Annotated in this window: 4 protein-coding genes; all 4 read right to left on the bottom strand. The window is 68.9% G+C overall.

All coding sequences use genetic code 11. The annotated features are described in order from the left end of the window. Positions 1-77: 77 nt before the first annotated feature. The gene (locus tag BZF57_RS09265; protein WP_240505921.1) at positions 78-1,931 is read right to left on the bottom strand and encodes a methyl-accepting chemotaxis protein; all 1,854 of its coding nucleotides are present in this window, start codon (positions 1,929-1,931) and stop codon (positions 78-80) included. A gap of 123 nt (positions 1,932-2,054) precedes the next feature. Then, entirely contained in the window at positions 2,055-3,872 is a 1,818-nt protein-coding gene (locus tag BZF57_RS09260; RefSeq protein WP_240505920.1) for a methyl-accepting chemotaxis protein, read from the bottom strand. Further along, positions 3,869-5,410 carry a putative bifunctional diguanylate cyclase/phosphodiesterase gene (locus tag BZF57_RS09255; RefSeq protein ID WP_240505919.1) on the bottom strand — a complete coding sequence of 514 codons (1,542 nt, stop codon included), beginning with the start codon at positions 5,408-5,410 and terminating at the stop codon, positions 3,869-3,871. The genes BZF57_RS09260 and BZF57_RS09255 overlap by 4 nt, the downstream gene beginning before the upstream one ends. A 124-nt stretch (positions 5,411-5,534) precedes the next feature. Beyond that, positions 5,535-6,389: a CheR family methyltransferase gene (locus BZF57_RS09250; protein WP_086736991.1), complete on the bottom strand. Its 855-nt coding sequence runs from the start codon at positions 6,387-6,389 to the stop codon at positions 5,535-5,537. Between the last annotated feature and the right edge of the window lie 7 nt (positions 6,390-6,396).

Raw genomic sequence — 6,396 nt, 5'->3', positions numbered from 1 at the left:
TCGCCGCCGCTGGCGGCCCCCGGGCGGGGCCTGCTGGCGGCGGGATCGCGCCGCAGGAGGAAGGTGTGGGGGGCTCTCTACCCCATCCGCACCGTACGAAGGAACCCGCGCACCTGATCGCCCAGATGGGCCGCCTGCGCCTCCAGCTCGTTGGCGCTCGAGAGCACCTGCGAAGCCGCCGCGCCCGTCGAGAGCGACAGCTGGCGCACGTCCTCGATGTGGCCGGAGACCTTCTCGGTCCCGCGTGCGGCGAGGTCGATGCTCTGGGCGAGATCGCGGCCTGCGACGGATTGCTGGTCGACCGCGGTGGCGATCGAGACGGCGGTGGATTCGAGGTCCTTCACCTGCCCCGCAATCGCCCGCAGCGCCTTGACGCTCGCGCCGGTGGTGGACTGCATTGCGCGGATCTGCTCGGCAACCTTTTCGGTCGCGCGGCTGGTCTGCATTGCGAGTTCCTTGACCTCGCTGGCGACCACAGCGAAGCCCCGGCCCGCTTCGCCCCCGCGCGCCGCCTCGATCGAGGCGTTCAATGCGAGCAGGTTGGTGCGCTGGGCGATGGTCTGGATCAGCTCGACGATCTGGCCGACTTCGTCCGCCGAAGCGGCGAGGGCCGAGATCGTCTCGTCGGCTTCGCCAGTGGCGACCGAAGCGAGGCGCGCGAGTTCGCTCGAAGACGCCGCCTGACGGCTGATTTCGCTGATCGAGAGCGCGAATTCGTCGCTCGCGGCAGCAGCCGCTGTGGCACCCGCGTTGGCTTCCTCCATCGAGGCGGCGACTTCGCCGGTCCGGCGGCTCGCTTCCTCGGCGCTCTGGGCCATGCGGGTGGCGGTGGTGTGGAGCTGGCTGGATGCAGCCGCGACACCGCTCACCACATCGCCCACGGTGCGTTCGAACTGGCGGGCGACATCATCGAGCAGCGCGGCACGCTTGGCCTCGGCCTCGATCCGCTCGCGCTCACGCTCCTGCTGGAGCTGCAATTCCTGCTCGGCCTTTTCCGAGCGTTCGCGCGCCCACATCTCGAGCCGCTTGCTGGCGCGCTTGAACAGCTCGAGCGCGCGGACCATCGCGCCGATCTCGTCCTGACGGTCGGCACCGGCGATGTCGAATTTGCGGTCGCCCTCGGCCAGACGGCTCATCGCGTCGGTGATTTCCTTGATCTTGCGCGAGAAATCCCGCGAGAGATAGGTGAGGCCGAGCAGCAGCACGCCCCCGCCTAGCACCGCGAGCACGCCGCAGATCAGGATCATGTTGAAGAAATAGGTGATGCCGCGCGCTTCCTGTGCATCGCCGCGCGCGCCGATATCGGCGGCGAGCTGCGCGGTGGCGGCCATCACGGCATCGCCCTGGCGCGAGACTTCGGCGGCGGCGGCATTGGCATCGCCCCCGCCGCGCACGCGCTCGGCAGCGGCATCGAAGGTGGTCTCGAACCGGGCGACTTCGGAGCGCACCGTGCCCGCACGCGGGCTCAGTTCGGGGGCTTCGCTCGCGAGGCGGGTCTCGATCGCGGTGACCTGCTTGATCAGATCGCCGGCATGGCTGCGCTGCGCCTCGCGCAGGGCGCTGCTGCGATCATAGAGCACGCGCACCGAATGGTAGCGCAGCTCGCCTGCGGTTGCCTGCATCTGCCCGGCCGCAACCAGCGTTTCCTGCACGCGGGCCGAGGCGTTGTAGCGGTTCCACAGCTCGGTGAGGCCGAAGCCCAGCACCAGCACCATCAGCACGCCGACCCCGAGGAAGGTGCCGAACACCGCGTTGATCTTGCGCGCCAGCGGCAGGTTGCGGAACCAGGTAATGCGTTCGAGCAGGGTGCCGTTTTCGGGCACCGCGGAGGCGACGTCGTAAGTCACGCCGTCACGCTCGTCCTCGGCGCGCATCTGCAGCACGAAATCGGGAACGGCCTGTTCCTCGCGGCGCTCCTGCAGGCTCATCATGTTCACGCGGCAATCCCCCGGGCTCTGGTTTCAAGCATTGATGAAGGAAAATGATTTCCAAATGCTTGATCGAGGGGGATTACGTAGCGTCGGGCGCGCGGCCTGTCGCGCCCCGCGATAACCTCAGCTGGCGCGCACCCGGGCGAGGAAGCTTTGCACCTGCGTGCGCAGCGTGGCGGCCTGGGTTTCGAGGCTGGTGGCGCTGGAGAGCACCTGCGAAGCGGCCGAGCCGGTCGAGAGCGAGAGCGCGCGCACGGTCTCGACATGGCCCGCAACCTTCTCGGTCCCGCGCGCGGCGAGATCGATGCTGCGCGCCAGATCATGGCCCGCGACCGATTGCTGGTCGACCGCAGTGGCGATCGAGACGGCGGTGGTCTCGAGGCTTTCGATCTGCGCGGCGATCGAGCGGAGCGCGCTGACGCTGGCGCCGGTGGTCGATTGCATCGCGCGGATCTGCTCGGCGACCTGTTCGGTCGCGCGGCTGGTCTGGTTGGCGAGTTCCTTGACCTCGCTCGCCACCACCGCAAAGCCGCGCCCCGCCTCGCCGCCGCGGGCGGCTTCGATGCTGGCATTGAGGGCGAGGAGGTTGGTGCGCTGGGCGATGGTCTGGATCAGCTCGACGATCTGGCCGACTTCCTGCGCCGAGGAAGCGAGCGCGCCGATGGTGCTGTCGGCCTCGCGGGCAGACAGGCTCGCTTCGCGCGCAAGCTGGGCGGAGGAGGCGGCCTGACGGCTGATCTCGCCGATCGACATGGCGAATTCGTCGCTTGCGGCAGCGGCGGCAGTGGCGCCGATATTGGCCTCGTGCATCGCGGCAGAGGCTTCGTTGGTGCGCAGGGAGGCGTCCTCGGCGGTGGCGGCCATCATGGTGGCGGTCGATTGCAGCTGGCTGGAGGCGGCGACCACCCCGGTGACGACTTCGCCCACGGTGCGTTCGAACTGGTCGGCGATGCCCACCAGCACGCGCTCGCGTTCGAGCCGCGCTTCCTCGGCCACGACCTGCTGGCGGGCCTGTTCGTCAAGCTCGGCCTTGGCGCGTTCGGCACGTTCGCGGCTGAGCTTTTCGAGCCGCAGCCCGGCGCGCAGGAAAACTTCCGAGGCGCGCGCCATCTCGCCGATCTCGTCATGGCGGTCCTTGCCGCTGATCGCGACATTGCGGTCGCCCGCGGCAATCGCTGTCATCTGTCCCGCCATCGCCTTGAGCGTCGCGCCCACGGTGCGGTTGAAATAGCGCTGGGCGAAGAGGGTGATGAGCGTGAGCACGGTCGCAAGCGCGATCCACATCATCAGCAGGCGCGAGATCAGCGCCGCGCCGCGATCGGCCATGGCATCGGCCTGCTGGCCGAGCGCGCCGGTGAGGCCCTGCGCGGCTTCGAGCACCGTGTCGCTGGTCGCGCCGATGGCGGCAGACTGGCGGCGGCGCGCGGCGGCATCGGTGGCGGTGTCGGCGTCGAAGCTGTCGACCTGCCGTTCGAGATCGCCGATCCCGTCGCGGATTTGCGCGATTCGCTTATCCCCGGCGAGTTCCGAGGCGGCAGCCTGATCGGCGAGGGCGGCGGCGCTGGCAGCCGCACGGCCCAGCGCCTCGCGCGCGGCGCGGGCGCGGGTGGCATCGCCGGTGGTGACCAGCATTTCGGCGTGGCGCTGGCCCTCGCTCAGCTGCACCAGCAGGCGCTCGGCCTGAAGCGCGGCCTCGTGGGTGGCGCGGATGCGATCGGCGCGCTGGCCGAGCTGGACATAGCCCGCCACCACGAACAGCCCCGCGAGCAGCGCGAAGCCCAAGTTGGCGGTGAAGAACAGCGTGATCTTGCCGCCGATGGGCAGGCGCGCGAACCATGCCTGCGCGCGGGCGATGCGGCCCGCGGGCGGGCCACCTGCGGGCGGAAGCTGCCCGGCGGTCTCGGCATCGAGATTGAGGGCAATATCCTGAAGCGCGCTCATGCCGCCTGTCCGTCCTTGGTGTGGTGCGGCCCTGCGACCTGGGCGAGGTTGGAATTCTGTTCGGCGATCAGCCGGTCGATGGCCTCTGCGGGCACGGCGCGGTGATAGAGCCAGCCCTGGATCTGGTCACAGCCGGCAAGGCGCACCAGTTCGGCCTGTTCCTCGGTCTCCACGCCCTCGGCCGTCACGCCCATGTCGAGCGCGCGGGCGAGCGCGATCGAGGAGAGCATCATCGCGCGGCTGCCGTCATCGACGCCCGCGAGTTCGACAAGGCTGCGGTCGAGCTTCAGCTTCTCGAAGCGGAAGCGCCGCAGGAAGCCGATCGAGGCGTAGCCGGTGCCGAAATCGTCGAGCACGATGCGCACGCCGAAGCTGCGGATCACGTCGAGCGTGCGCTCGGCCACCACGGGGTCGAGCACGAGGCAGGTCTCGGTGACTTCGAGTTCAAGGCGGTGCGGCGGGAAGCCGGTTTCCTCCAGCACCTCGCCCAGCTTGATCGGGAATTCGGCGTTGCGCAGCTGCGCGGCGGAGATGTTGACCGACAGGGTGATGTCGCCCCAGCGGCCCGCATCGCACACCGCCTGACGCAGCACCCACAGGCCAAGCGGGTTGATGAGGCCCGAATCCTCGGCCACCGGAATGAAGATGTTGGGGCCGAGCGGATCGCGCTCCGTGCCGCGGTTCCAGCGCAGCAGCGCCTCGACCGCGACGATGCGCTTGTCGTCGGCGCTGACGAGCGGCTGGTAGGCGAGGTGGAATTCCCCGCCCGCGATCCCGGTGCGGATCTCGTCCTCGATCTCTCGCACGCGCTCGCGGCGGCGGTTGAAGCTTTCGTTAAACCAGGTGCAGCGCATCTTCCCGCCGCGCTTGGACATGTCCATCGCCACGTCCGCGCGGCGCAGCATCTCCGAGGAGGGGACGCGCAGGTCCGCGGTCGAGCGGGCTAGGCCGATGCTCGCCCCCACCGCAATGTGGTGGTGGCCGAGGGTGAGCGGCGTGCCGAGCCTCTCGAGCAGGGTGCGGCAGATACCTTCGAGGATGGTGCCCGCGACCTTGCCCGACATGACCGCGGCGAACTCGTCCCCGCCGAGGCGGTAGCAGCGCGCTTCCTTGCCGCAGACCTCGCGGATCAGATCGGCGCACAGCTCGATCAGCTGGTCGCCGACGGCGTGGCCATAGTGGTCGTTGACCTGCTTGAAGCTGTCGAGATCGATCATCGCCAGCGCCACTTCCTCGTCCCCGCGCGAGAGGAACTGGACGTCCTCGTGCAGCGCGTGGCGATTGGGCAGGCCGGTCAGCGGATCGACATTGGCGCGCAGCTCCAGACCCTTGATCTTGGCGACCCCGCTGCGGCCGAGGAAGAACAGCGTGGCGGCATAGATCAGCACGGCGATGATCAGCAGCGCGCTGTTCACCTGCAGGCCGCCGCGCCCGTTGAGGCCGACCATGAAGGCCAGCGCACCGGTCAGCACGCTGGCCACCCCGATGGGGATCAGCGCCAGGCCAACCGAGGTCAGGTGCACAGGTTGCTTCACCATCGACACAAATCAGGGTTCCCGTGTGGCGTGCGCAGGCAGGGGCGCACGCTTGCCTGATCGTGCTAAAGAGAAGCGGCTAAGGAAGGGTAAAGCCGCGCCTTCGCCTCGCCGCAAAATCGCGCGATTATGCGATCTTCGCGAGGGTGCCGGTGGTTGCGGCGGTCGCCGGCTCGAAGAAGCTCGCGCGGCGCGAAATGGGCATGAAGCGGTCGGTCTGGCCGACAACGGTCTCGCCCGCGCCCAGCATGAGGAAGCCATCGGGCATGACCGCGCCCGACAGGCGGGCGAAGGCGTCGGTACGGGTGGGCCGGTCGAAATAGAGCAGGACGTTGCGGCACAGCACCAGATCGAAGGGGATGCGCCCGGGGTGCTGGCCGCTGAGCAGATTGTGCTGCTGGAAGCGCACCATGCGGCGCACCTCGTCGCGCACCTGCCAGCCGCCCGGGGTTTCCTCGAAATGGCGCAGCATCTGCGTGACGCCGAGCCCGCGCTGCACCTCGAACTGGCTGTAGATGCCGCCGCGTGCTGCCTGGATCGCACGGTGCGAGACATCGGTGCCGATGATGTCGATCGTCCAGCCCTGCCAGCGCTCGGCCTGTTCGGCGAAGAGCATGGCGAGCGAATAGACCTCCTGCCCGGTCGAGCAGCCCGCCGACCAGATCGACAGGCGGCGCGCGGTGTGGCGGCGTTCGGCTAGCTCGGGCAGGATCTCGCCCGGCAGCTGGTCGAAGGTCGGCTTGTCGCGGAAGAAATAGGTCTCGTTGTTGAGCAGCGCCTCGACCACCTCCTGCGCCAGATCCCCGGCCTGCGGGTCGGCGAGCAGACAGACGAGCTGGTCGACATTGCTGATGCCGTGCTGGCGGAAGATCCCTGCGAGCGCGGAGTTGACGCGCCAGCGACGGCTCTCGGTCAGGTGCTGACCGGTGCGCGCTTCGAGCAGATCGGCGATGATCTGGTGGGAGGCTTCACTCGCTTCCATAGGGGCG

Source organism: Erythrobacter colymbi (genome assembly GCF_002155685.1).
Lineage (GTDB): Bacteria > Pseudomonadota > Alphaproteobacteria > Sphingomonadales > Sphingomonadaceae > Erythrobacter > Erythrobacter colymbi.
This window is presented reverse-complemented; position numbering and strand designations above follow the sequence as displayed.